Annotated in this window: 22 protein-coding genes and 3 pseudogenes; 11 read left to right on the top strand and 14 right to left on the bottom strand. The window is 68.3% G+C overall.

Translation table 11 applies throughout. The features are described from left to right. Window positions 1–482 precede the first annotated feature (482 nt). Window positions 483–1,580 carry a tetratricopeptide repeat protein gene (locus ACZ4IF_RS41080; protein WP_467573280.1) on the bottom strand — a complete coding sequence of 366 codons (1,098 nt, stop codon included), beginning with the start codon at window positions 1,578–1,580 and terminating at the stop codon, window positions 483–485. Between the two features lie 32 nt (window positions 1,581–1,612). Between ACZ4IF_RS41080 and ACZ4IF_RS41075 the strand changes: the two are divergent. After that, window positions 1,613–1,705, top strand: a pseudogene (locus ACZ4IF_RS41075) (ATPase); the annotation flags it as partial. Between the two features lie 12 nt (window positions 1,706–1,717). Here the strand turns inward: ACZ4IF_RS41075 and ACZ4IF_RS41070 are convergent. Then, window positions 1,718–2,713 (bottom strand): hypothetical protein, encoded by a 996-nt coding sequence (locus ACZ4IF_RS41070; RefSeq protein ID WP_467573278.1) that lies wholly within the window; start codon window positions 2,711–2,713, stop codon window positions 1,718–1,720. A 202-nt stretch (window positions 2,714–2,915) separates the two neighbouring features. On the opposite strand from ACZ4IF_RS41070, the pseudogene ACZ4IF_RS41065 reads away from it, so the two are divergent. Both ACZ4IF_RS41065 and ACZ4IF_RS41060 read left to right on the top strand, forming a co-directional pair. Continuing rightward, window positions 2,916–3,161, top strand: a pseudogene (locus ACZ4IF_RS41065) (IS110 family transposase); the annotation flags it as partial. A gap of 57 nt (window positions 3,162–3,218) precedes the next feature. Then, the gene (locus ACZ4IF_RS41060) at window positions 3,219–3,677 is read left to right on the top strand and encodes a DUF4279 domain-containing protein (RefSeq protein WP_467573274.1); all 459 of its coding nucleotides are present in this window, start codon (window positions 3,219–3,221) and stop codon (window positions 3,675–3,677) included. A 60-nt stretch (window positions 3,678–3,737) separates the two neighbouring features. On the opposite strand, the pseudogene ACZ4IF_RS41055 reads toward ACZ4IF_RS41060, so the two are convergent. Next, window positions 3,738–3,890: pseudogene (locus ACZ4IF_RS41055) on the bottom strand (IS630 family transposase); the annotation flags it as partial. 90 nt (window positions 3,891–3,980) lie between these two features. Between ACZ4IF_RS41055 and ACZ4IF_RS41050 the strand changes: the two are divergent. Continuing rightward, window positions 3,981–4,109 (top strand): hypothetical protein, encoded by a 129-nt coding sequence (locus ACZ4IF_RS41050; protein WP_467573271.1) that lies wholly within the window; start codon window positions 3,981–3,983, stop codon window positions 4,107–4,109. Between the two features lie 271 nt (window positions 4,110–4,380). Here the strand turns inward: ACZ4IF_RS41050 and ACZ4IF_RS41045 are convergent, their stop codons facing one another. After that, window positions 4,381–4,683 (bottom strand): hypothetical protein, encoded by a 303-nt coding sequence (locus ACZ4IF_RS41045; protein ID WP_467573268.1) that lies wholly within the window; start codon window positions 4,681–4,683, stop codon window positions 4,381–4,383. Between the two features lie 67 nt (window positions 4,684–4,750). On the opposite strand from ACZ4IF_RS41045, the gene ACZ4IF_RS41040 reads away from it, so the two are divergent. Together ACZ4IF_RS41040 and ACZ4IF_RS41035 are read left to right on the top strand one after the other, a co-directional pair. Next, window positions 4,751–4,909, top strand: a complete 159-nt coding sequence (locus ACZ4IF_RS41040) for a hypothetical protein (RefSeq protein WP_467573266.1) — start codon at window positions 4,751–4,753, stop codon at window positions 4,907–4,909. Window positions 4,910–5,148: 239 nt separating this feature from the next. Continuing rightward, on the top strand, window positions 5,149–5,325 hold the full coding sequence (locus tag ACZ4IF_RS41035) for a hypothetical protein (protein WP_467573264.1): 177 nt from the start codon (window positions 5,149–5,151) through the stop codon (window positions 5,323–5,325). Between the two features lie 22 nt (window positions 5,326–5,347). On the opposite strand, the gene ACZ4IF_RS41030 is transcribed toward ACZ4IF_RS41035, so the two are convergent. Together ACZ4IF_RS41030 and ACZ4IF_RS41025 are read right to left on the bottom strand one after the other, a co-directional pair. Next, a complete protein-coding gene (locus ACZ4IF_RS41030) occupies window positions 5,348–6,253 on the bottom strand; it encodes a hypothetical protein (RefSeq protein WP_467573261.1) in 906 nt (301 codons plus the stop codon). A gap of 952 nt (window positions 6,254–7,205) precedes the next feature. Further along, window positions 7,206–8,033, bottom strand: a complete 828-nt coding sequence (locus tag ACZ4IF_RS41025) for an SAM-dependent methyltransferase (RefSeq protein WP_467573258.1) — start codon at window positions 8,031–8,033, stop codon at window positions 7,206–7,208. Between the two features lie 335 nt (window positions 8,034–8,368). On the opposite strand from ACZ4IF_RS41025, the gene ACZ4IF_RS41020 reads away from it, so the two are divergent. Beyond that, entirely contained in the window at window positions 8,369–8,830 is a 462-nt protein-coding gene (locus tag ACZ4IF_RS41020; protein ID WP_467573256.1) for a hypothetical protein, read from the top strand. A 738-nt stretch (window positions 8,831–9,568) separates the two neighbouring features. On the opposite strand, the gene ACZ4IF_RS41015 is transcribed toward ACZ4IF_RS41020, so the two are convergent. Further along, complete coding sequence (locus tag ACZ4IF_RS41015; protein WP_467573251.1) at window positions 9,569–10,042, bottom strand: hypothetical protein; 474 nt, start codon at window positions 10,040–10,042, stop codon at window positions 9,569–9,571. A gap of 516 nt (window positions 10,043–10,558) precedes the next feature. Next, window positions 10,559–11,041 carry a MarR family winged helix-turn-helix transcriptional regulator gene (locus ACZ4IF_RS41010; protein WP_467573248.1) on the bottom strand — a complete coding sequence of 161 codons (483 nt, stop codon included), beginning with the start codon at window positions 11,039–11,041 and terminating at the stop codon, window positions 10,559–10,561. 689 nt (window positions 11,042–11,730) lie between these two features. Between ACZ4IF_RS41010 and ACZ4IF_RS41005 the strand changes: the two genes are divergently transcribed. After that, on the top strand, window positions 11,731–12,429 hold the full coding sequence (locus ACZ4IF_RS41005; RefSeq protein WP_467573245.1) for a histidine phosphatase family protein: 699 nt from the start codon (window positions 11,731–11,733) through the stop codon (window positions 12,427–12,429). A gap of 374 nt (window positions 12,430–12,803) precedes the next feature. Here ACZ4IF_RS41005 and ACZ4IF_RS41000 read toward each other — a convergent pair whose 3' ends face one another. The 3 genes from ACZ4IF_RS41000 to nadC all read right to left on the bottom strand — a co-directional run bounded on the left by ACZ4IF_RS41000 (window position 12,804) and on the right by nadC (window position 15,221). Next, window positions 12,804–13,097 carry a DUF1330 domain-containing protein gene (locus tag ACZ4IF_RS41000; RefSeq protein ID WP_467573241.1) on the bottom strand — a complete coding sequence of 98 codons (294 nt, stop codon included), beginning with the start codon at window positions 13,095–13,097 and terminating at the stop codon, window positions 12,804–12,806. Between the two features lie 385 nt (window positions 13,098–13,482). Further along, complete coding sequence (locus tag ACZ4IF_RS40995; protein ID WP_467573238.1) at window positions 13,483–14,340, bottom strand: PhzF family phenazine biosynthesis protein; 858 nt, start codon at window positions 14,338–14,340, stop codon at window positions 13,483–13,485. Next, the gene (gene nadC / locus ACZ4IF_RS40990; protein WP_467573235.1) at window positions 14,328–15,221 is read right to left on the bottom strand and encodes a carboxylating nicotinate-nucleotide diphosphorylase; all 894 of its coding nucleotides are present in this window, start codon (window positions 15,219–15,221) and stop codon (window positions 14,328–14,330) included. The genes ACZ4IF_RS40995 and nadC overlap by 13 nt, the downstream gene beginning before the upstream one ends. Before the next feature lie 332 nt (window positions 15,222–15,553). On the opposite strand from nadC, the gene ACZ4IF_RS40985 reads away from it, so the two are divergent. Beyond that, on the top strand, window positions 15,554–16,033 hold the full coding sequence (locus ACZ4IF_RS40985; protein ID WP_467573462.1) for a winged helix-turn-helix transcriptional regulator: 480 nt from the start codon (window positions 15,554–15,556) through the stop codon (window positions 16,031–16,033). 808 nt (window positions 16,034–16,841) lie between these two features. Here ACZ4IF_RS40985 and ACZ4IF_RS40980 read toward each other — a convergent pair. After that, complete coding sequence (locus ACZ4IF_RS40980) at window positions 16,842–18,311, bottom strand: FAD-dependent monooxygenase (RefSeq protein ID WP_467573232.1); 1,470 nt, start codon at window positions 18,309–18,311, stop codon at window positions 16,842–16,844. A gap of 378 nt (window positions 18,312–18,689) precedes the next feature. Here ACZ4IF_RS40980 and ACZ4IF_RS40975 point away from each other — a divergent pair, with 378 nt between their 5' ends. Then, window positions 18,690–19,517, top strand: coding sequence for an alpha/beta fold hydrolase (locus ACZ4IF_RS40975; RefSeq protein ID WP_345654925.1), 828 nt, complete (start codon window positions 18,690–18,692; stop codon window positions 19,515–19,517). 332 nt (window positions 19,518–19,849) lie between these two features. Here ACZ4IF_RS40975 and ACZ4IF_RS40970 read toward each other — a convergent pair whose 3' ends face one another. Beyond that, entirely contained in the window at window positions 19,850–20,248 is a 399-nt protein-coding gene (locus ACZ4IF_RS40970) for a VOC family protein (protein ID WP_467573227.1), read from the bottom strand. Window positions 20,249–20,894: 646 nt separating this feature from the next. After that, complete coding sequence (locus ACZ4IF_RS40965; RefSeq protein ID WP_467573224.1) at window positions 20,895–21,482, bottom strand: TetR/AcrR family transcriptional regulator; 588 nt, start codon at window positions 21,480–21,482, stop codon at window positions 20,895–20,897. A gap of 374 nt (window positions 21,483–21,856) precedes the next feature. On the opposite strand from ACZ4IF_RS40965, the gene ACZ4IF_RS40960 reads away from it, so the two are divergent. Then, the gene (locus ACZ4IF_RS40960) at window positions 21,857–22,606 is read left to right on the top strand and encodes an SDR family oxidoreductase (protein ID WP_467573221.1); all 750 of its coding nucleotides are present in this window, start codon (window positions 21,857–21,859) and stop codon (window positions 22,604–22,606) included. Window positions 22,607–23,131 lie beyond the last annotated feature (525 nt).

Here is a 23,131-nt window from a genome sequence, read left to right as displayed (position 1 = left end):
GGGTCCATGTGCACCGCGCCGGTGAACCCGCCGAACGCGTACAGCCGTCCGCCGAGCGCGGTGGAGATCAGCGAGAGCGCCGTGCCGCTGCCGGTTGCCTGAACGGGGCGGGCGGGTCGCGCGCTCCTCGGTGACGCGCAGACGACCTGCCTCGGCAACGCGTTGGACGTACGAGGACAGGTGAGCGAAAGCTGCTGCGGCTGCGGGCGAAGCGGCATCGCTGGACGGGGCTCGGCGTACTTGAGGCTTCGAGGACCACTTCATCGACAACGCATCGTGGAGGACATCGGCGAAGGCACCGACGGGTGGACCTTCGAGTGGCCCCCGCCGTTCGTCACCTGCACCGCCGGACCATCCGCGGGCACACGGTCTCCGCCTGCGGTACCGGCGAGACCCCATGTGCCCCCGGGCGCAGCAACAGCGGGCGCCCGTCACCAACCTGCACGGTCGGAGTCCCTGCCGTGGGCGGCAGAGGGCCCAGGTCAGTGGCCGCGGACGTGCCAGGTACCGGGTTCTGGGTGCCACACCAGGTGAACGCGCCCTTGATCAGGCCTTCGGAGCGTCAGTTCATCCATGTCCAGCGCCGACAAGGCCCGCAGCGCCTCATCGGAGGCGTTCGACCAGAGGAAGAGTGAGATGCCGGCATCCGGGTCCTGGACGACGGCAAGGCCCGCGTCGGCGTCGACGACGGGCGGGGAAGACGGTGTGCCTTCGTCGTTGGTGTCGTTGCTGGATGCGCGGTTTCGGCGTACCAGGCGCCGGATCCACTGCCGGCCCTGTCCGTAGGCGTCGTCGGCGATCTTGGACACGAGCGCCTGAACGAACGGCACGAGAGCGGTGGTGACCACGGCCGTCACGATCACTTCGACAAGGCCCGGCCCGGCCGGCACACCTCCTTCGTATGTGCGGGGCCTCAAGGCCTCGGCTCGTGCGCGCCAGTCGGCGGCCTCGTCGGCCCGGCCCATTCTTTCGAGGGTCTCGGCCAGCTGCCTGGCTGCTGGCCACGAGCCTGCCTCGGCCTCCGCCCTCACATACTCCTCGGCCTCGGACGGACGGTCCTGTGCGATCAGGAAGGAGGCAAGGTGATGGCGTGCGGAGGGAAGACCGTGGGCGATGGCTGCGTGATACCACTGCTCCGCTTCGGCTCCCTGTCCTTTCCCCGCCAACATGTCGGCGAGGCGCAGCATTTCGCGTCTGGCTCCGCCGCCGGCGGCCCGGCGGAGCCACAATTCCTCCTCGTCCGTGTCCGCGGTGACCAAGGCCATGGTGCGCATCGCGTCAACCCAGCCACCCTCCGCCGCACGCCGGCACCAGCTCAACCAGGCGGCGTTGTCGGCCTGGTTGTCCGGACGGCGCTGTCTCGCCGCCCGTTCGTGGTACAACCACGACAGGTCGTGCATCGCCTCCAGATCTCCGGCCTCCGCCGCGGCGAGCAGCCACCGCTCGGCCTCCGCATGGTTGGCGTCCACCTCCGCGGTGTGCCGGTACTTGCCCAGCACCCTCATCGCGGCCGGATCGCCCGCCTCCGCGGCCAACTCGATGTTCTGATCCGGCTTACCGGCCACCTTCAGTCCTGCCACTTGTTGCCTCCCCGTTCCAGCAGCCCGGCCCCACTTTCAACGGCACCACCATCGAGACCGGCACCGACTCCTACCGGCTCGCCTCGACCCGGGCGCGGACCGAAGCGCCCGCCAAAGCCGGCTGACCGTTGCATGGTTCAGCTTGATGGTCCTCCACCCCAGGGATCGTCAAGCACCGCTTCGGGGATGTTCGCCGCGAGCATTTCGTCGATGCAGCTGCGCAGCCCGATGCCGGTGGAGTCGACCCAGGTGAGCCATGGCACCGGCTGGAGCAGGCTGTCGTATTGACGGGTGCCGGGGCTCGTGAGGAAGGTGCGGAGCTCGTCGGGGGCGGGGTCGGTGACCAGGCACAGCCAGGCCAGGCCGGCGCCGATGCGGACCTCGGGAGGTCGTCCGGGATCCGACCACAGGCCCCGGACCCACTTGCAGGCATATTCGTCCTGGTGTTCGCGGGCGAGTTGGGCGATCGCCAGGATCAGGCTCACCTGGACTACCGCATCGTCTTCCTTCGCCAACCTGGACTGCAGAGCAGAGGAGACGTGTGAAAGCCCGTCGGTCGCCGCAGCCAGAACGTACGCGGTCACGGAGCGGACCTCGGGGTCAGGGTCGGAGAGAAGCGGGAGCAAAAGGTGCAGGTCGTCCGTAACGGCCTGACGGGCGGCCTGGATCGTCCAGTCCACTGGGCACATCGTGCTGCCCTCGATCATCAGCGGCTCCTCGGCGACCTGGAGCAGGCCTTCCCGCGATCCGTCCCCCATGTGCTGACACCGGCCGATCTCGGCGACCAGGCGAAGAGTCTGCGCACGGAGTTCGGGGCGCGCGATCGCCGCGATCCGGAGTAGGAACGGCACCGCCAGTGCTCCCACCGCGATCGTGCTGCCCTGGTGGTGAAGACTCGTCCAGAGCTGCCACAAGGCCCTGTCGGCAGCTTCGGCGTCCTCGGACGCGAGCCTGGAGAGCAGCCCGGGGATCTCCTCGCCCGGGCCGTAGAAGTGCCGGAACCGCTGCCAGGGGACCTCGTCGTACCTGAAGCCGTCCTTGACCTCCCGCGGGATCGCGCTGACGGCCGCCCGCACGTCGCAGTCCGTGCCGACCCACCGTTCCGGCCAGTCGTCCCAACGGTCATCGTCCATGGCTTGGCCTTCCAGTCCATCGACAGCATCCGAACGCCGGGAGTCTAACGACCGGTGATCAAGGGACGGACCGCTTCTGCCGCACTCCGGTGGCAACGCACCAAGGCGACGTCATTTCTCGTGAGCATCTGCAGCACTCAAGATCGCCAACTGCTGCCCAAACTGCTGGTCAAACGCTGCTACTTCACGTGAACGAAGCCACAGCGGCAACCTCCACCGGCCGGTGACCCATCACCGCAGACTCCAGCGGGTCTTCTACACCTCCGCACTGGTCAGCGTCCGCTACGACCCGAACTCGCGGAAGTTCTACGATCGCAAACGCGCCGAAGGCAAGAAGCACATCCAGGCCGTGCTCGCCCTGGCCCGCCGACGCGTCAACGTCATCTGGGCACTGATCCGTGACCGACGGTGCTACGAGGTCACGCCTCCGGTCAGCGAGGCGGCCTGATTGCTGGGCACGCATAGTCACGGTCGGCCCACTTCCCGCGCGGCTATCCTCCACGGGATGCCACTTCGCCAGTACGCCTACTTCGCGCTGTTCAGCCGGCACATGTCGGCAGACGACATGACCTTCCAATTAGGCATGACGCCTGATGAGGTGACTGTTCGCGGCAGCCGGTTCACCGAGCCGACGGTGGTTCCGGTGGACCACTCGTGGATGGTTGTCTGCCGGGAGCCGGGTCTGCCGGTCGACGAGCAGATCACCCGCATTCTCGACAGGCTCCAGCCCCACACGGACCGCATCTGCGACCTCACCGGGCAGCTGGCCCGCACCGGAGGCGGAGCAGTGCTCCAGATCGTGCGCTACTTCAACGACACCGACCAAGCCCATCCGGACGCAGCGGATGCCCCCAGCCTCTTGGGTGGGCACCTGGACCGCAACGTCCAGGACTTCCTCAGCGCCACCGGAGCCGAACTGGACATCGACGAGTACGACATGGCCGGAGCCGAGGACGCCAGGTGAGCACATGACCTCGTACTCACCTGGCACCTGAGTTGCACTCCGACGGCTTGACAACAGCATTAGGAAGCCGTCGATGACATCCGGACGGTATTGGAGGCTCTTGAGCTTGCCTTTCACGGCTAGGGTGACGTCGGTGAGGTTGGCTGCCGCGAGGTTGCCAACGTCCCGCTTGACCAGCGACCAGACGCCTTCGGTCGGGTTGAGGTCACCAGCGGCGAGCAGCATGGCAACATCGCGGAGATCGGGCACGCCTTCGGAGCTGCCTTCAACACGCTGGACAGCCGCACATGCTTCACCGAGACCGTGGCGCGTGAGGAACTGTTCGACGCTCTGGACTTCTTGGCGGAGGAAGCGCAGACAACTGCCGGGCGCGACCTGAGCGCCGGTCGTGCGGCGCTGTTCGAAGGCGTGGACTCCATCCGCGACTGGTGACCGCCGCCCATCCGCCGCCACTCGGCGACTTACGCCCGTTCAAGATCGGACACGCCGCAACCGTGGATGCCGAAGTGGTGGGCTACACGAGTCTCGCCGCGCGACCGCGGACATTCGCGGTCCGCCTCCTCGACGGACGTATCACTCTCACCCAGTCGCTGGAGGCGCCGCTCGCCGCCCAGGTCGCGGCACACCTCGCAGCCCGGGGACCATCCCGGGCCGCACACACCAGAGCGGGCGAGCCGTGCACAACTGGCCACTCCCGGACGGCTCAGCCGACCTCAGCCTGGTGGTGCTCGACACCCTGAGCCTGCACGCCGCCGCCGGGGTCCCGGCCGGCACGACCGGACGGGACGCGAACAAGAAGGTGTCTGGTCGCAAGCGGGGCCTTGCGGTCGACGTCGACGTCCTGGGCCTGGTGATCGCGGTGGTGGTGCCCGCCGCCTCCAGGCACGACAACGCCTTCGGCGCCGTCCTGCTCGACGAGGTCGCAGCGAACTCCGGCACCGTGACGAAGGCCCTGGTGGACCAGTGGTTCGAGAAGATTGTCGTGGACCACGGTCAGCAGGGGCATCGAGGTCGAAGTCGTCGTGCGGAACCCGGCCGATGCCGGGTTCGTCCCGCAGCCCAGGTGATGGATCGTGGAGCAAGCCAACGAGATCTTGATGCTGCACCGCCGGCTGGTGCGCGACTACGAGCACCGGACCGCCTCGGCCGAGTCCCGGGTGTACCAGGCGATGAGCGACCGGATGTCGAGGATGGTGACCGGCCCCTCCACCCCTGTCCGGCGTGGAGCATGACCGGGGGAGAGCGGATTTTGGGGGCGGTGCTTGTTCCGAGGAGCGGGAGCTTGAGATCGCCGCGCAGGCTGAGGCGGCTCGGGAGAAGATCGCGGAGCTGACAGCGTTGTTGGACGGGTTCGACACGGTGGCCGAGGAGATCCCGATCACCCGCAAGACACTTCTGGAACTGCCCGGCCCACCACCGTCCGTGCCGCCGGCACGCGAAGCTGCCGGACCATCCGGCCTACCAGCAGATCATGGCGGTCTTTGCCGCGGCCAATGCCCCGCTGCGGGCGCGGGCGGTGCGTGAGGCAATGGATGTGAGGATCGCGCCCAGCATCATCAACAACGTGCGCTTGAAGCTCAAGCGGCTCGCCGAGCGGGGAATCCGGGCCGAGACCGAGCAGGGGCTGTTCACCCTGCCGCGACCGTAACCTCCGTACCGGACACCGGTCATCAGCTCGCGCGTCGCCCTGTGAGCAGGTCCTGGTAGGACTTGGACTGGAGTTGCAGGGGCGGAGCCATGTTGCCGAAGGACTTGCCGAAGGCTTGCGGCGACTGCGCCAGTTCCATCATCACCTGGACTGCTGCGTCGTCGCCGGCAAGGTCGGGCGCCAGGGCCGCGCAGGCCCGAGCGCCTGCATGTGGGTCAGCCAGCCAGGGGCGTGTGTCGCCGTCGAGGTGGCCCATGGCGATCACAATCGTCGCCAGGTCGTGCGAGGAAGCGGTGGCCCGGGCCATCGACGTCAACTGTTCCAGCAGCTCCGGACGTTGTGCTGAGGCTGCGGGATGCCGCGCCAGTGACCCTACAGCTGCGGCGGCGCATGTCCTGCGCCTGGCGCGTTCCGACGCGAGGTGAGGCAGTGTTCGCCGCAGGAGCGCGGGAACCAGGTCGAAGCAGGCAAGTGCCGCCTGATCGAGGACGAGTTCACCCAGCCCCGTGCCGTCCCGCCACATCCGGGCCCTGCCATCCGCCTCGGTCGACACGTACTCGACAGTCCAGGCCCGCAGTTCAGGTGCGCGGTCCTTGACCCGAGCGCGGATCTCCGCAACCCGGTCTCCAAGATCGGCGGCGACGCCGACCTCGTACAGATAGGCGAGCATGGCATCGGGCAACGAGGGATCATCCGGCCCCAGCAGCGGATTGTCCAGGAGCTCGGCGACAAGCAGCGCAGTGGGCGCCGTCGCAGGCCAGGCCTTGCCCTCGCGACGAAGCGTCGCCGACCACAGGTGACAGTACCCGGCGACGAAAGCCTCCGCATCGTCGCCGAGGAGAGCAGCCAGATGCCGGGGCGTGTCGCCGGCCGGGCCCGAGGCATGGAAGAGGCCGGACCAATCCACTTCATGCCTACGGTCATCCACAACGGTGATGGTGCCAAAACACCTCGACGGGCTCACATTGCCCAGACCCACTCCGGATCGGCGGACACGCTCACCCAGCCCGGCCCCCGACCCCGGACACCTGACCCGCCAACGTCACTCAATCCTCAGTCGCGAACCAGATATCAGCTTGCATATCGCCCTCTGAGGGAACGGTTTCGTGAAATGACCTACGGATCGACTACTACCAGCGTGACTACACGGGCGAAGAGGAAGTACGCGCCCTGCTCAACGACTTGTCCGACTGCTTCAGCGACTGGCCGGCAACTCGGCGTACCTACGGTCGCCCTCGGACAACTCCGCAGTACTTCCTGGGCCGTTCGTCTACTGCGAGCAGGAACAGAAACGCAACAGCCGCTGTCTCGTCGACAGCCGGCAGCGGTTCGTGACCCTGCACCTGATACTTCTCCAAATACGCCTGAGGGCCAGGAGTCCGGGCAGGCATCGCTGCACGACTCAGCCGCGTCATCACCTCCGATCGCGGCCAGTTTTCCGTGGGAATCAGCGACCATGAGCCGGTCCTGAGCGCGGTGAGTGAGGCACGCGCCTACGACTCGTACTCGGCGACACGCTGTCCCGCCGCAATCTGTGGGCCCGAAGCCGGCAGATCGAGGCGCAACTGGCCGAAGATCTCGATGCCGAGAGCCTGCACCGGTTCACCCCGAGTGGCTTCTGGACCGGGTGACCCAGGGCGGGATCCGTGCAGCGGATTCCGACCACGGCTACCGCATAGTCGAGTCGATGAACGACCGCGGTGCCCGCCTACTGCGCTCGACCTCCTCGAAAGGCATCTGCTGTCCAACGTCGGGGAGGGCGAGAGCCAGCCGAACGCCCTCCGCTCACTTGTCGGCGTCGATGCCGAGGAGCTCCGCCAACCCGGCGACCTGTCGGCCGGAGGCGCCTCTGCCCAGCGATCGGCATCCGGGGATCATGGCTAGGCTTTCCGGGCCAGTCCGGCGGCTATGAGGTGTTCCCAGACCGTGAGCTCTCGTCTTTCGTCGCTGTTCCACGTTTTGTCGCTCTCGTCGGGACGCCACAGAGACGCCGGGACAATCCCGGGGTCGAGGATCTCCAGGCCATCCAGCAGGGAGGCGATCTCCGCGTCGGTGCGCCACCGGCCGCGGCCGAACGTCTGCTGGAGGACCTTCTCGGCCTCCGCGCTCTCCGAGTTGTTGCCGGAACGGAAGTGGCTGATGAAGAAGTAACTTCCGGAAGGGACGTGGTCTCGCCAGTAGCGGACGATGCCAGCCGGGTCCTCGTCATCGTTGACGTGGTGGAGGATAGCGCTGAGGATGACGGCGACGGGACGAGTGAAGTCGATGATTTCCAGGGTGTCGGGATGAGTGTGGATGCCTTCGGGGCTGCGCACATCGACCGCGACGACGCGGGTCCGGTCGTTGTTCTCCAGCAGTGCGCGGCCGTGGACCAGCACTTGGGGGTCGATGTCGACGTAGACGACCCGGGACTCGGGGGCGTGCCGTTGCGCGACCTGGTGGACGTTGTCCGCGGTCGGCAGACCACTGCCCAGGTCGATGAACTGTCGAATGCCGGTTGTCTCCGCGATCTCCCTGACCGCCCGGGTCAGGGCCGCGCGGTTGGCGAAGGCGATGGCCACCGAACCCGGCAGGTCGCGCTTGAACACGTCGCCGATCTCGCGGTCCACGGCGTAGTTGTCCTTGCCGCCGAGCAGGTAGTCGTAGACGCGGGCGATGCTGGGCTTGGCCGGGTCGATGGAGGAGCCTTCGTACGTCATAGTGGCCATTATCTCCAGCAACGTCGCCTGTGGAGCCTCGTTTTGGGATCCTCCCTTTGGCTGGAGGCGGCGCGAGGGCATGAGGAGGCGGCGGTGTCACTGGCGCCGAACGGGCCTTCGGCGCCGAACATGACCCCGGTGCCTGCTGCCGCCGCGCGCGACGGTGATGCGGTGGGCCATCCCGCCCTACGGCTTCGATACCGAAGGCACGTGATGAGCCCGGCTTTGGGTAGTGACTGCCGTGGTGAGTTGACCAGCCGTGCCGGAACGGCCGGTTGGTCTGCGCTGGGTGGCGTGGCCGGCGTTCGCCACCGCCGGCGTGCGGATCGCGAGGAGCACGCCGCATGAACATTCACGACGTCCAGCAGAACCCGGACGAGCATGTCCGCTTCGCGGCCTACCTCGACGAGCTGGGGCAGGTTGCCGATCCGGACGCGGTCGACCTGGTCGGCCGCGTGCTCACTGATCCGGACCGGACGATGGCCCAGTCCGCCGTGCTGCGGCACCTGGACCGTCGAGCCGCCGGTCTCTACCCCGGCCCCGCCTACGAGGGATGGGCGCAGGCGATGACCCGGGCCACGGTCGGCTATCCCTTCCTGGTCCAGCGCCTGGGGGAGTGGTGTCTCTTCCGCGCCGTCACGCTCAAGCTGCCTTGGCAGCCGGATGACCTGCTCGCGTCATCCAACTGGCTCCAGCTGAAGACCGCCGCCGGCACGAACACCGAGGCCATCGAGATCCTCGCCGAAGCCGGCCGGACCAAGCGGATCCGCCACACTGCCAGGACCAGTCTCAGCCAGCGCAGCTGATACTGAGATCAGCTCAACCACAACTCTTGACTATTGCTCTCGCGGTGATGCCGTGGGCTGTCCTGGCCGTTCTTGTCGCCTGTGTCCGGTGTGGCGTGCTGCGGGCCGGCTTCGACGTGCCGGTCTGCCTCCGGCGGTGCGGTGCGGCTGGTGTTCACGGCTGTCATCGGCGCTCGGTGACGCGTGGTGATGCCGGCCTGGTGCGGGACGGCGGCCGTGGTCGTCGGCGGCGCGGCGGTGTGATTCGTGGCGGGGTCGGCGGGGCGGCCACTGTCCGGGTCCGCTACCGCTGTTGAGGTGGGGGCGGAGGCAAGTGCCCTTCCGGGGGCTGTGGCACTCGCCGGGGTGCCGGCCGGGCGGTGGTGGGCCCGTATCACTCGGCTTGCGGCCGGTGGTCGGCGGTGTTGTTCGCCGGGTCGGCTGCTGCCGTGGCGTGGCGGGGGTACCGGTGCTTCGTGGCATCGCGCGTGTGCGGCGGGGTTGGTCAGGTGGTCGGCCTGACGGGGGGTGTGGGGCTGTGTCAGGCGGATGCGGGAAGGGCGGGGGTCTCGGTGCGGCGGTGGCGGCCGTTTGTGGGGGTGTCGAGGGCGGAGGGGCGTTCGGGGGATGGCTGTCCGCGGTGTCGGCCGGTACCGGGGTGGGTGGCCGGGCGGAGGCGGCGGAGGGTTTTGATGGTGCGGAGCGGCGGCGTCATGGTGTTCTCCGGGTGGAGGGTTCCGGGGTGGTTGGGGTTGGGGCTCAGATGCCGTAGGGGTCTTCGATGACTTGGGCGGTCCAGAGCTGGTCGAAGTTCCAGCGGTCGAAGGCGTAGGCGCGTTCGTCGGTCTGGGTGATGGCGGTCCACTGTCCGTGGTGGCGGTGGTAGACGCGGTGGCCGTCGTAGCGGAGCTGGTGGTCGTCGGAGCGCCAGTACGTGTAGCCCGATGTGTCCCGCTCGCCGTGCCATTCACGCTGTCCGTCCGAGAGGGACCATCCCTGGCCGATGCGGGAGAGGCCGCTGTGCTGGCTCACGCTGACCACGGCGGCGGGGTGAGCGCCCTGCTGGGCCGCGGGCTGGGCGGGCGTCGAGGCGGGGACGGTGACGACGGCCGTGGTGGGATGGGCCGCGGGCCGGGTGGCTGCCGATGCGGTGCCGGTGACGGCGAGGAGGGCGCTTCCGGTCATGGTCACGGTGGCGGTGGCGAGGGCGACGCGGGTCATCAGCTTGTTCATGGTGGTGTCTCCTTGCTTCGCCCGGTGTCTGGTGCGGGCGGTGAACGATCGACGTGTGATGCCGAGGGGCTCGTGGCCGCTACGGCTGAGCAACGTCATGCATTGAAGCTAGCAGATCGTTGAGACTCATCAATCAATGAGCGGGTGTGACTGTCGACTCACCGAAACCAAACTGTCCGGGATGCCGCGGAGCTGCGGAGGCTGTCGGCTCACCGGATCGAAGCCGGCCGGGGTGCCGCGGAGACTGCCGGCTCACCGAAACCAAACTGCCCGGGACGCCGCGGACCCGCGGAAACTGCCGGCTCACCGGGACGGAGCTGCCCGGGATGCCGCGGAGCTGCGGAGGCTGTCGGCTCACCGGAGTCAAGCCGTCGGGGGATGCCGCGGATCCGCGGGAACTGTCGGCGCGCCAGAACGAAGCCGTCGGGGGTGCTGTGGATGTGCGGCAGGGGGTGGCATGGCGAAGGGGCCACGGGTATGCCCGTGGCCCCTACTTGCCTGGTGGTGGCGGGTCGGTCAGGTGCAGGCGAAGTCGCTGCCCGACGTGCTGATGCCCTTGGAGGTCTGGACCCGGGCGAGGAGGCTGCGCAGGGTGGTGAGCTCTTCGGCGGTGAAGTCGGCGAAGAGTTCCTTCTCCACGGCGGTGATGGCGTCCTGGGCCTGCGCCAGGACGCGGCTGCCTTCGTCGGTGAGCGCCACGATGTGGCGGCGCCGGTCGGCCGGATCGCGTCGGCGCTCGACGAGGCGCGTGTTCTCGAGGTCGTTCAAAATCCCGCACAGGATGCTGGGATCCACCTCCAGAACCTCGGCCATGCCCTTCTGGCTCATGTTGCCCGACTCGCCGAGCAGGACCAGTGTCGCGCCTTGGCGGGGTGTCAGTCCGCACTGCTTGAAGGCGTGCTCGGTGCGGGCGTAGGCGATGGCGCCGTGCCGGGCGAGCAGGAAGCCGAGGCGGTCGAGGGGTTCGGCCTCGACGGTGCCGGTCAGGTCCGCAGTCATTGTCACTGTCACCCCACTTACCTTGCCTATCGGCAAACTATTACGCGAACATAATCATCTATCGATATCGATGATAGCAGGGGCTCAATGGTACGGGTCCGGGACGCGGCGGGAGCACGGTTCGCAGGGGCGCGTTCGGGGCCGGGGCGGCGGCCGGAGGACGTGTGATCGGCGGTTTCGCACGTCGCCCCGGACCGCCCGTGAGCGCTCTGTTCCTCGCCCGGTGACTGGAGCCGCTCAGTGATCCGCCGGCCCGGCCATTCCCCGGCGCGCCGGGGAACGGCGGCCTCGAGGTCTCCTCGGGCCCGCGGCCCGTCGCCGCAGCTCACGACCCCGGACCGCGGGGTGGCTGGGGCGATGCGGTGACGGGCGTGCCTGTGGCCTTCTGCTGTCGCGCCTCATGAACCCCGGACCGCCGGTTGAGTGGGGTGGCGAGCGTGCCCGCGGTCAGGGTGGCCCTCCGCGCCCCGCTGGGATGGGCGCTGTGTCGTCGACTGCTGCTACTCGGGGTAACGCGTTGTGGGGCAACGGGTGGCCCGTGCCGGGTCCGGTCAGTGGGGGGTGGCGCCAGCCGGTCGGGGGAGTGGTTCCGGCCGCCTGACGGATGTTGTGGCCGTGGGGCTTTCACTGATCATGGAGCGCACGAGTCACGGCGTAGCGCCGGGCCGGGCCAGGAGGAGGTTGGTCTCATGACGATCCGCCTGACATTGGTGAGTGCACCCGGCGGTGACGCCACTGTGGATCCACTCCTTGGTGACGCCCCCCTGAGCGAGCGCGGCGTGCGCAGTGTGCGGATGGCCGGCGCCGGGGGAGCAGGACTCCCTGAGCACGAGATGGCCGTCCGGGCGCCCTCGGTCCGCTGCGCGCAGACGGCGGACGCCTTCGGCCTGGTGGCGGCGGTCGAGCCTGCGCTGCGCGATCTCGGCCTGGGCACCTGGTGCGGTCGCACCGTCGATGATGTCGCCGCAGCCGACCCCGACGGGTTCAGTGCCTGGCTCACGGACCCGGATGCCGTCCCGCACGACGGCGAGTCGGTGCGCCGGCTGTGCCGGCGGACAGCGCACTGGCTGAACCACGTGGCGCCCGAGATGGGCCACGCGGTCGCGATCACCGAAGCAGCCGTGGTCCGGGCCGCGCTCATTCATGCTCTGGCCCTGCCGGCGAGAGCCTTCTGGCATCTGGCTGTGCCGCCGCTGTCTCCGGTCTCTCTCACCTGGGGAGAGGGCCACTGGGACGTCCGGCCCGGCCACGTCACAGGCCGGGATACCCGGCGACGGTTCTCGCCGTCAGGGACCCTGGTACGCGGCGATGGTGATCAGTTCGCGGCGGCCCACCCGGGCGGCGGGAAACGGTCGAGTTCGCTCCGGGTGACGATTTTCGCGAGCTGAGGGTAGGGCTCCAGGGCGCCCGCCGTCGTCCCTCAGGCGATCCTTTCGGTCATGATTGTCCGTTCGGTGATCGACGGGCACAGCCCCCGATGGTGCGGTGCTGACGCTGTTGCTCAAGGGCATTGAGTCGGCGCGGGTGGCCTGTGACGAGTTCGTCGCCGCCGCCCGGGCAGTGCCGCCGGGCCAACCACCGACTTCCCGAACTTCCCCGGGCCGGGGGGCCGGGGCCGCGCCGCCGGGAAGGAACCGTCGCCGGACCGGACATCACCGCCGATGCCACCGGCCTGACGCTTTTCGCGACGGCGCGGCGCGCTGACGAGCCGGGGTGACCCCCGCAGCCGGCATCGTGTTCCTCCCTGATGTGGCATCGGTCGTCAGTCGAGGCCTTCGATGATGCGGAAGTCGCGCTCGACGCCGTCAGCAAGTACGGCCAGCGCCTCCTGGTAGGCCGCACTCGCGCGTGCGGCGACCGCCTGTTCGAAGCTGTCGAACTCGATCAGGACGGTGCGCTCGGCGATTCCGGCGTCGTGTGCGACGACCCGGCTGCCGCGGGAGAGCAGCCGCCCGCCCGCGGCCTTGACGGCTGGACCGGCCAGCTTGTCGTAGGCAGAAAGCCTCTCAGGGTCTGCGATGGTGCGGTAGACGCTGACCCAGTAGCCCTTGGTCACGGTACCTCCTGTGTTCGCAATTGATGATCAGAAGCATGCTCAGATCCATGGCCGGCTCGCTGTGGGTCAGCGAGCCGACGGAGACGGCGTCGAAGTCGGACGGCTTCGACGAACCGGCTGGGGCTGCGATCGGATTGGTCTCGGGTGAGCGTCGGCGGGCGAGGACGAGCCAGAGCCGGTCGAGTTGATGACTGGCCTCGCCGGAAGGGCGGTGGCCCGGACTAGAACGAAGAGGTGCCGACAAGTAGGTACCAGTCGCACCAGCACGACGTGATCGGCCATCAACCCTGAGCCCCTGCCACAGATGCGGCCAGAACTGGCCGGGCTCTCACAGGAGCAGTTGGACCTGCTGCGCACCGGCACCCTCGCCTTGAGCGCGCAGGCCTCAGCGCATGACCGTGCGCACGATCGCTGCCTGGCCGCCGACTCGGATCCGGTGTCCCGTGCGGTCGCGGTGGACGGTCGCTGTGATGGTGGACGGGCTGCCGAGGTGGTCACCCATGTCGACAGCGAGGCGGTAGGTGCCGAACCCGGCAGCATGCGCTGCCAGGCAGGCCGTGCTGTTGGCGTTGGCGAGGTCCTCGGGGACGCCGATCGACGGGGCGAACATCCGGGCTGCTGCTCGGCCGTGTCGGTCCGGGGGCGAGTAGGCGTAGCAGCCCAGCAGACCGTTGCGGTCACAGGCTGCGCGCAACAGGGTCAGGTCCGGTGTGAGTTCGGCCAGTGCGGCGCGGGATCGGATGGGCAGCAGAAGCCTCGGCCGCCCGTTCGACGCCACGCAGGCGTCGCCGGCGACCGCGTCCTCCGTCAGTCCGAGGCCGCCTGCGACTGCCCTCAGTTCGGGTCCACCGGCGCTACGCAGGCTGACCGGGCCCGGGTCGAACGAGGCCGTCAGGCCGTCACCGTTTCGGCTTGCCTGACCGTCGAAGCTGCGGTGGGCCGTACGCAGGACGGCGCGGTAGTCGTGGTCGCCGCCTTCCCGTTCGGCGAGGACGGCGAGGGCGGCGACGGTGCCGTGGCCGCAGGCGGGCAGTTCGTCCTGGGCGGTGAAGAACCGCAGTGTGTACGCGGGCCGACGACGCTCGATTCCGGTCGCGCGGAGGAAGACGGCGTGCGATGTTCCCAACTCCGTGGGGATGCGGCATCGTTCCTCGTCGGTGAACGGCGCATCATCCAGAACGGCGGTCGGGCTGCCACCCGCGCCGTCTCGCTGACACGCGTCGACGATCGCTACCTCGGACATGGCACCGGGCCGGTGGTCAGAAGCATGGTCAGGTCCAGCGCGGGCGCGCTGTGCGTCAACGCCCCGACCGAGATGAGGTCGACGCCCGTCCCGGCGATGGCGAGAACTGTGTCCAGGCTGATGGTGCCCGAGGCCTCCAGCAGGATCCGGGACGCGTCGGCCCGCCCGGCCCGGACCTTCACGACCTGCTCGATGTCGGCCACCGGCATGTTGTCGAGCATGATCCAGCGGGCTCCGGCGTCGAGGGCCTCGACGGCCTGGGTGACGGTCTGCACCTCGACATCGCTCTCCACGGTCTGCCCGGTGCGCGCCATCCCGCGCCTGACCGCCTCGATCGCGGCCGTCACCCCGCCCGCCGCGGCGATGTGGTTCTCCTTGAGCAGGACCATCGCCGCGAGATCGAGGCGGTGGTTGTGACCGCCGCCGGCGGTGACCGCGTACTTGTCCAGGGCGCGCAGGCCCGGCGCCGTCTTGCGCGTGTCCAGGATGCGCGCCCTGGTCCCTGCCACAGCTTGGACGTAGCGGTCGGTCAGCGTCGCGATGCCGCACATGCGCTGCAGGAAGTTCAGCGCCGTACGCTCCCCGGTGATCAGGCTGCGCGCCGAACCGGACAGGTGCACCAGGACCTGGCCGTCGGCCAGGCGGGCGCCGTCGGCGACGGCCGACTCGACCTTGACCTCGGGGTCGACCTGCGCGAAGACCTCGGCGACCACGGGGAGGCCGGCGGCGATGCCGCTGTGCCGGGTGCGGATCTCGGCCGTGGCCGCCAGGTCCTCGGGAACGCTCCACACGGTGGTGATGTCCTTCCCTGAGGCGTCCTCGACCAGGGCGGCAGCGGCGGCGGCCCGTGCTGCCGCCGAGGGAAACTCGGTCGTGGTCATATGGTCTCCATCTCTGAGTGGACGTCGGCTTGGCGCCGGCAACCGCTGACGAGGCAACACTGAAGTTCCGCTGGGCCGGTCTGCAGGACCTGGTGGATCCTGCACTCGATCCTCCGCGTGCCGGTCACCCGTCCCCCGCCACGAACAGGTTCCGGGTGAGCCGTCCGTGCGACTCGGCGCCGGCGTCGAACTCGGGGCACCATGCGCATGTACCGGTCCTCCCGGCCGGTCTCGCCTCCATCGACCCGGGCCTTCAGGAACACCTCTCACCCAGGTCGGCAGGGCAGGTGCCACAACAGCCGCCTCCGATTCGATTTCCGAATCGGTCATCGATGCTAGCGTGTCGGAATTCGAAGCATCAACCCTGGAGAGCTGGACATCCCGACATGGCAACACCCAGACCTGGCAATCCTGTTCGCGGCTCGACCACCGGCCGCCCCCTCATGGCCGCACTCGATCTGTTCGGGCGGCGGTGGAGTCTGCGCATCCTGTGGGAGCTTCGCGCGGGTCCGCTTGGATTCCGCCCCTTGCAGAAGCGGTGCGACGACATGTCCTCCAGTGTGATGCGGCAGCGCCTGACCGAACTGCTGGATGCCCAGGTGATTCACCAACTACCGGACAGCCGCTACGAGCTCACCCCGCTGGGACAGGAGGCGCGCCACGCCCTGAACCCCCTCGCCCGCTGGGCAGAACGCTGGGCGGCCGCGATCGACCCGCAAGGGGCGCACCACGCCGAAGTCCAGTCCGCCAGCCGCGTCTCACATCCGGACACCGTGGACGACGGGACACCGGAGAGGGACTCCGCGGACTGACGCCCCGCCTCGGATCGGAGGCGGGGCGGGACCGCCGGGTCACGAGGTTGCCGTGGCTCGGCCGAGCGCCGGGGACAGGCGCGAAACCCCCGCCAATCCTCGTGGAAGCAACCGCCAGGTCAACGCCGGAGATCGGTCGCACTCCATGTGCTGCGCACCACTACCTGATCGTAGATACATGGCATGCAACGCATGCGGCAACGGGCGCCATAGCACCTGGCTGGTCTGACAGGTCAGCCCAAACCTGCCAATTCGGTGGTGTGGCACGAGGTGGGCACCGACATCGCCGCCAAGTCCGGATGGTGCGACCCCGAACGGCACGACGATCACTACTCCGCACAGCGATCAAGGAAGTCCTGGCACGCCCCTGACCGGTACCCGGCTCCGAGACCTTCAGTGCGAGCCGGCCTACGACGGCCTGCGTGCCGCCGAGGCCAGAGGCTGCAAAGGCGGACGCCGCCCCGCCGTGGCGGCCGACACGACGGGCGCCGTCCACACCGCCTGCCTGGAGGGCGGTTGCATCGCAGCCCTCGCCCGCGAGCACAGGGTGAGCCGCGGCGCATCCGGACGGCCGTCACCGATCTCTTGCCCGACCACGCCGATATCAAGGCCGACGCCCCCACCCCGGAGCTTCCAGCCGTCCTCGACATGCTGGTCGAGGTCGCCGCCGGCAAGGGGAAGCCGAACACCGACTACACGATCAACGAGACCGGAAGGGCTCGCACCCAGGACAGGACTGCCGGAAAGCAGCCCCGAGGAATGGCTGATCTTCCGGGCGGTCAGTCGGTCGATCGTTCTGGTCGTGGCGCTAGTCCGGCGAAGGGGTTCCGGAGCTGGTGGTCTGTGGGCCGCACCAATGGGTCAACGCCTGGCGGGCTGCGTCGATGCGACGTTCAGGTGACTCGTCTGATATGGCCCATGCGATGTAGGCGTCTGGTCTGACCAGAACACTCTTTTTGGTGGTGCCCTTGGGGGACACGATCTCCGCCTCGCCGGACCATTCTTTGATCAGTGAGGGGAGGCGCTCGGGATCGGGCGGGGTGACAAGGACGAACCGTCGCTTGCGGAGGGCTTCGTAGAGTCTGCGTCCGTCGCTGAGGGCGACGTCAGGTGCGCGCTTGCCGACGAGGGGGTGTGCGCCGGCCGGGGCGGCGTAGGAGATGTCGATTCCTGAGATTGCCTGGGCCATTCGTCGGGCCACTGGTGGGGTTTGCAGCACCGTACGTGCTGAGAGGTCACGGAGGCCGCACAGTGCTCGTGGTGTGGTGAGGACGCCGCGGAGCAGTGCGCCGCTCATTCGCAGGACCCGGTGTCCTACCGGGTGCCGTTCGTCCTGGTAGCTGTCGAGCAGGGCCTCGGGTGCGCGGCCGCGCTGAACGGCCGCGAGTTTCCAGCTCAGGTTTGCGGAGTCCTGGATGCTGGTGTTGAGGCCCATGCCGCCGGCGGGGGAGTGGACGTGGGCGGCGTCGCCGACGAGGAACACCCGGCCCACCCGGTAGCGGGGGGACTGGCGTTCGTCGCTGTGGAATCGGGAGAGCCAGCGGGGGTCGTGCATGCCGAAGTCGCTGCCGAGCGCCTGGCGGGCGACGTCTTTGATTTCTTCCAGATCGACCGATGCGTTGTCGGGCATGGGGTGGTGGCGATTCCAGGCCATGACCCTGAACCAGCCGTCGCCGAACGGGACGACGATGGCGAAGGCGTCTCCGATCGCTGCCACGGTGGGCGGCTTCTTCGGCGGGTCGGCCATACGGACGTCTGCGAGCATCATGGAGCGAACGGCGGAGCGGCCGGGGAACGGCAGGCCGAGGGACTGGCGTACGCAGCTGTTCCGTCCGTCCGCGCCGACTACGTAGTCCGCGCGCAGGCTGTGTTCAGTGCCGGCTGGTGTCTTCACGGTGACGTCGACACCGGTGGGGTCTTGCAGGACGCCGGTGACTTCGTGGGCCCGCATGATGTTCACGCCGTGGTCCAAGGCGCGGGCCAGGAGCAGCCGCTCGGTGTTGTACTGGGGTGTCACGAGGACGTGGGGGAAGCGGGTCGGCAGGCGCGAGAGATCGATCCGCAGGAATTGCAGGATCGGGTTGCGGAGGCCGGTCAGCAGCAGGTCGTCGGCCAGGCCGCGGGCGTCCAGTTGCTCCATCGTTCGGGCGTGAACGGCGAATGCGCGTGTCAGCCGGGATTCCCCTTGTCGCCGTTCGACGACGGTGCAGCGCACTCCGGCCTCGGCCAAGTCGCCTGCGAGCAGCAACCCTGCTGGACCGGCACCGACGACCAGCACGTCAACGTCGGATCCCATGCTCTGTCCTCCGCGTGCGACTGAACGAGCAGTACGGCGGGTGATTGTCAGGCTGCCGTTTGATACCGGCGGTGCAAGTCTGTGCGGGTGGGCGAAGGCGTCCGGGAGTTCACTCGGGTGGCGTGGTGCGTGGCTCCTGACGGTGCGGGTGCCCGCAGCATTTCGTATGCACCACCGTACGAGACAGGCCTCTTCCTCGCCTGTCAGGCGTCGGCCGTCCCGCTCATGCCGGAGCGGTGACTCCAACGCGCCGAATCCGTGCCCCGCGCCTATGTTGATCGAATGCGGTGCCGTTTCCGTCACATCCCCGGAGGGCGTGACGTGAGAGGCCCGCGAGCGGACTTCGAGAGGAGCGCAACCATGCCCTTCGCCACCGCCGGGGACGGCACTCAGATCTTCTACAAGGACTGGGGCTCGGGCCAGCCCGTCGTTTTCTCCCACGGCTGGCCGCTCACCGCGGACGCCTGGGACCCCCAGATGAAGCTCATGGTGGACAACGGATTCCGGGCCATTGCCCACGACCGGCGCGGTGGCGGCCGCTCGGGTCAGCCATGGGACGGCAACAACCTCGACACCTACGCCGACGACCTGGCGGCGGTCATCGAAGCCGAAGACCTGCACGACGTCATTCTGGTCGGGCACTCCACCGGCGGCGGCGAGGTCACCCGCTACATCGGCCGGCACGGTACGGCACGGGTCGCCAAACTGGTCCTGCTCGGCGCCATCCCTCCGCTGATGCTGAAGACGGAAGCCAACCCCGAGGGCCTGCCGATCGAGGTGTTCGACGAGATCCGCCAGGGTGTGCTCACGGACCGCTCGCAGTACTACAAGGACCTCAGCGCCCCGTTCTACGGTGCCAACCGTGAGGGCTCGACCGTCTCCCAGGGAACGCGTGACGAGTTCTGGCTCTGGAGCATGACGGTCGGCATCAAGGGCGCCTACGACTGCGTCAAGGCGTTCTCCGAGACGGACACGACCGAGGACCTGAAGAAGGTCGATGTGCCGACACTGATCGTGCATGGCGACGACGACCAGATCGTGCCCATCGTCTCCGCGGGCGACAAATCATCCAAGATCGTCAAGGGCGCGCAGTACAAGGTCTACGAGGGCGCACCGCACGGCCTTGCGATGGTGCCCAAGTACGCCGAGATCTTCAACAAGGACCTGCTCGAGTTCGCGCGCAGTTAGCCGCGGCCCGAACCCCGGGGAACGGGGCATCCGGCAGCACTGCCGCCGACCGGGGCACTCTGAAGCGGCGCTGCGACTGGCCGCCCGGGAGAGGCCGCTCATCGTTGACGGACCGCGGGCCTTGGGCGCATGCGCAGGGGTTTTCCGGCCGGCCGTCGCAGGCCTGCAATGTTCGGCCGCGGCGGACGGCGGCGCTCCCGAACCATCTCCCGGACAACTACGTTCCGAGCGGCCATACCTGGCCTGGCGGCCAGGGCGATCGCGCGCCGTCTCCCCTTCCGGCGTCGGGCCATGGGTCCCGTGGATGGACGGAGCGCGATCGGTTCGCTGTGTCAGCCGACCGGACTTGCGCCCTGCTGGAAGACGTTGATGAGATTTCCGTCGTTGTCACGGATCGCGGTCGAGATGCTGCCGTCGCCGAGGTCCATCTGCTCCCAGACGGTCGTCACGCCCAGATCACGGAAGGTGCGGGTGACGCTGGCGAGGTCCTCGACGCGGAAGACGAGGGCCTTGTTGCCGATCAGGCGGATGTGCGCGGGGGGCTCTGCCGTCAGTTCGGGGATCCGCACACCGTCCGCGGGCTGAAGGAGTTCGAGCCGGAACCCGGGACCCTCCAGGAAGGCGACGTCCGCCCCGATGGCGTCGAAGCGGGACTTCGCCAGCAGGGTGAGGCCGAACACCCGATTCCACCAATGGATCGACGCGTCGAGGTCACTGACGGAAATCGTCACGTTGTGAAGGCTGAAGGTGAAGGGCGGCTGGGCGGCGGTGGCCATGGTGATCACTTTTCGTTGAGCGTGTGCAGTCGTTTGCGGCAGGGCACGCGAGGTCCTCGCCCAGTCCCACCCGGCTTCTCTCTGCCGTATTGGCGGAACAGTCTGTGCCCGTCCGCCGCTGACCCGATGCCACTTGCAGAAGCGAATCCAAGGGTCGCAGCTCAAAGGTAGGCCTTATGGACCATTCAGTCAAGAACATATGTCCACTTCAGGTTCATTGCGAAGTTGCTGATCAATACACCAGTTGGCAGCTGCCGCTGGCATGCGGAAGAGGGGCGCGAACGCGGTACTGCGCGGACCTGGGCAGTTGGAGTCCTCGCGCCCCAGGGCCCGTGGGCAGTGGTCCGGCGTCGTCGGCTGCCGCAGCGTCGTCCAGTCCGCGTCGAGGCGCCGTCGATGGCGCAGCTGCGCGGCCGGAGAGCCTGCTCAAGGGGATGGCGAGAGGGGCAGCCGTCAACCGCGCTGTTGTGGGTACCCCGGCCACTCGTGGGGGTGTTCGGAAGGCAGGTGCGCTGGGTGCTCGCATGCCGACTCGAGCAGGGCCACCCGGATCCCTGCCTGTCGGCACATCACCTGTGAAAGGCGTCGGCCCGCGGAGTGGTCAGTGCCGGGACAGCCGCTTGAGGGCGGCCTGGCCTATCTGCAGGAGGGCCGAGCTGTCCATGTCGGTCTTGGCGAGAAACTCGATGCCCTGCATGACGGCAAGGAGCAGCCGCCCGAGCTCCTGTGCGTCCGCGCTCGGTTCGATCGCCCCCTCGTCCTGGGCTTCCTTCACGCAGGCGATGAGAAGATCTTCGACCCCTTGATAGCTGGCCCGGGCCCGGGAGACGACGTCCGGATCATTGCTGTGCAGCTCGGACGTGGTGTTGACCAGAAGACAGCCGCGCCGCTGCGGGTCCTCCGTGAATCCCTTGACCACCTCCTCGATGAGCAGGGTCAGGCGTTCGAAGGCCGTACCGGGCCCAGTGAGGACGGCCCGGACGCTGTTGAGCTGTTCGTCGCGGTAGCCGTCCAGCACGTGCAGGAACAGCTGCCGCTTGTCGCCGAATGCCCCGTACAGGCTTCCCTTGCCCAGTCCGGTGGCGTCCGTCAGGTCCTGCAGTGACGTAGCTGCGTAGCCCTGATTCCAGAACTGCTCGCGCGCAGACTGCAGCACCTGGTTCTCGTCGAAATTCCGCGGGCGTCCCATGCTCAACAGCATACGTCATTCTTGACCTATCGGTCCAGATCGTGAGATGCCGTCCTGGGTGCGTGCGGCGCCGCGGGGATCCGGGCGGCCTCTGGGGTGGCCGCCGCGCGGGGGGCGGGCCGGGTGGTGGCGGGGGTGTGTGGTGTGTGGCCCCCGGGCTCTCCCGGCGCCCTCGCGGGCGGGTCGGCGTCGGCTGTGGCCTGTCGCCGCTCGGAGCTGTGGAGGCGGTCACGTTTTTGTCCGTGCGGTCCATAACGTAGTTCTTTACCGTATAGTCCATAACTGGGTCCGAGACCGTCCGGTTCGGGCTGTAACACCGCAATGACAGTTGGTGCACGCCTTCTGGCGTTCGCACCGGACAGGGGTAAACGATCATGGGACAGCTTGACGGGAAGACGGCAGTCGTCACCGGAGGCAACAGCGGAATCGGACTGGCCACCGCCAAGCGATTCGCACGTGAAGGCGCGCACGTGTTCATCACCGGCCGCCGGCAGGAGGCCCTCGACGCCGCGCTGGCCGAGATCGGTGGGGAAGCCACCGCCGTCCGGGGCGACGTCGCGAACCTCGCGGACATCGACCGCCTCTACGCGGCTGTCGCCGAGCGAGGCCGGCCCATCGACGTACTGTTCGCCAATGCGGGCGGCGGTGAGTTCGCCGCTCTTGAGCAGGTCACCGAGGAGCACTTCGACGCCACCTTCAACATCAACGTGCGAGGAATGCTCTTCACCGTTCAGAAGGCCATTCCGCTCCTCAACGACGGCGCCTCGGTGATCCTGACCGGATCGACCGCCGCCACCTCAGGCGGCGCCGCCTTCGGCGTGTACGCCGCGTCCAAGGCCGCGGTCCGTTCCTTCTCCCGCACCTGGGCCAACGAACTCAGGGGCCGCGCGATCCGAGTGAACACCCTGGTCCCCGGACCGATCGTCACCCCCGGCATCACCGGCCTGGCTGCCGACGCCGACCAGGCAGCAAAGATGAGGGACGCCTTCGCCAGCCAGATTCCGCTGGGCCGGATGGGGCACCCGGACGAGGCCGCTGCTGCCGTACTGTTCCTGGCCAGCAGTGAGAGCAGCTTCGTCACCGGATCCGAGCTGTTCGTCGATGGCGGACTCAACCAGATCTGATCGCCGCTGGAGGACGCACCAGGCACGTCCCGGCGAAGACAAGAGTCGCCGCGTCCGCGTCGCGGTCACACCGGTAGTCACACGGAACCTTCCGGTGGGCGCAGCCCCGCCGGTGTGCACGCAAGCGGTGCACCCGGAATCGACCGAGGGCGTGGAGCCGGAGCCGTACGGATGGCCCATCACCACAGCGCTGTCGTCGGCGGCTTCGGCCAGCGATGGCTTGCGTCGAGGATCGTAGGTGTCACCGCCGTCACCGAGGTCATACAGCCAGAGGAAGCGGCAGAAGACACGAGGCCTTCTCCGGCAGGGCACCACAAGTCACGAGTCTCCTCGAGTCCCTCCGTAACGAGTAGGACCCGTGACCGACGTCCATGCCCACGATGACAGCCGGCAAGTCCGCGTCTATGCCGGTGGAAAAACGCCTTCTTCTGAGCGCCGGTACTGGCGCAAGCAACATGAGTGGGGCCCGGCCGCGAGCGGGCGGGCCCCCCCCCTGTTTGGTTCGCGGCAGATGTCGAAACCCAG

The sequence above is a fragment of the Streptomyces sp. NPDC025784 genome (assembly GCF_055558435.1).
This window is presented reverse-complemented; position numbering and strand designations above follow the sequence as displayed.

Bases quoted from the DNA above. Each gene is read 5' to 3' on its own strand.
- ACZ4IF_RS41060 (WP_467573274.1), top strand. From the start codon at position 3,219: ATGCCACTTCGCCAGTACGCCTACTTCGCGCTGTTCAGCCGGCACATG.
- ACZ4IF_RS40960 (WP_467573221.1), top strand. From the start codon at position 21,857: ATGGGACAGCTTGACGGGAAGACGGCAGTCGTCACCGGAGGCAACAGC.
- ACZ4IF_RS41070 (WP_467573278.1), bottom strand. From the start codon at position 2,713: ATGGACGATGACCGTTGGGACGACTGGCCGGAACGGTGGGTCGGCACG.
- nadC (WP_467573235.1), bottom strand. From the start codon at position 15,221: ATGACCACGACCGAGTTTCCCTCGGCGGCAGCACGGGCCGCCGCCGCT.
- ACZ4IF_RS41010 (WP_467573248.1), bottom strand. From the start codon at position 11,041: ATGACTGCGGACCTGACCGGCACCGTCGAGGCCGAACCCCTCGACCGC.
- ACZ4IF_RS40985 (WP_467573462.1), top strand. From the start codon at position 15,554: ATGCTAGCGTGTCGGAATTCGAAGCATCAACCCTGGAGAGCTGGACAT.
- ACZ4IF_RS41015 (WP_467573251.1), bottom strand. From the start codon at position 10,042: ATGAACAAGCTGATGACCCGCGTCGCCCTCGCCACCGCCACCGTGACC.
- ACZ4IF_RS41005 (WP_467573245.1), top strand. From the start codon at position 11,731: ATGACGATCCGCCTGACATTGGTGAGTGCACCCGGCGGTGACGCCACT.
- ACZ4IF_RS41045 (WP_467573268.1), bottom strand. From the start codon at position 4,683: ATGCCCCTGCTGACCGTGGTCCACGACAATCTTCTCGAACCACTGGTC.
- ACZ4IF_RS40995 (WP_467573238.1), bottom strand. From the start codon at position 14,340: ATGTCCGAGGTAGCGATCGTCGACGCGTGTCAGCGAGACGGCGCGGGT.
- ACZ4IF_RS40975 (WP_345654925.1), top strand. From the start codon at position 18,690: ATGCCCTTCGCCACCGCCGGGGACGGCACTCAGATCTTCTACAAGGAC.
- ACZ4IF_RS41025 (WP_467573258.1), bottom strand. From the start codon at position 8,033: ATGGCCACTATGACGTACGAAGGCTCCTCCATCGACCCGGCCAAGCCC.
- ACZ4IF_RS41020 (WP_467573256.1), top strand. From the start codon at position 8,369: ATGAACATTCACGACGTCCAGCAGAACCCGGACGAGCATGTCCGCTTC.
- ACZ4IF_RS40965 (WP_467573224.1), bottom strand. From the start codon at position 21,482: ATGGGACGCCCGCGGAATTTCGACGAGAACCAGGTGCTGCAGTCTGCG.
- ACZ4IF_RS41035 (WP_467573264.1), top strand. From the start codon at position 5,149: ATGGCGGTCTTTGCCGCGGCCAATGCCCCGCTGCGGGCGCGGGCGGTG.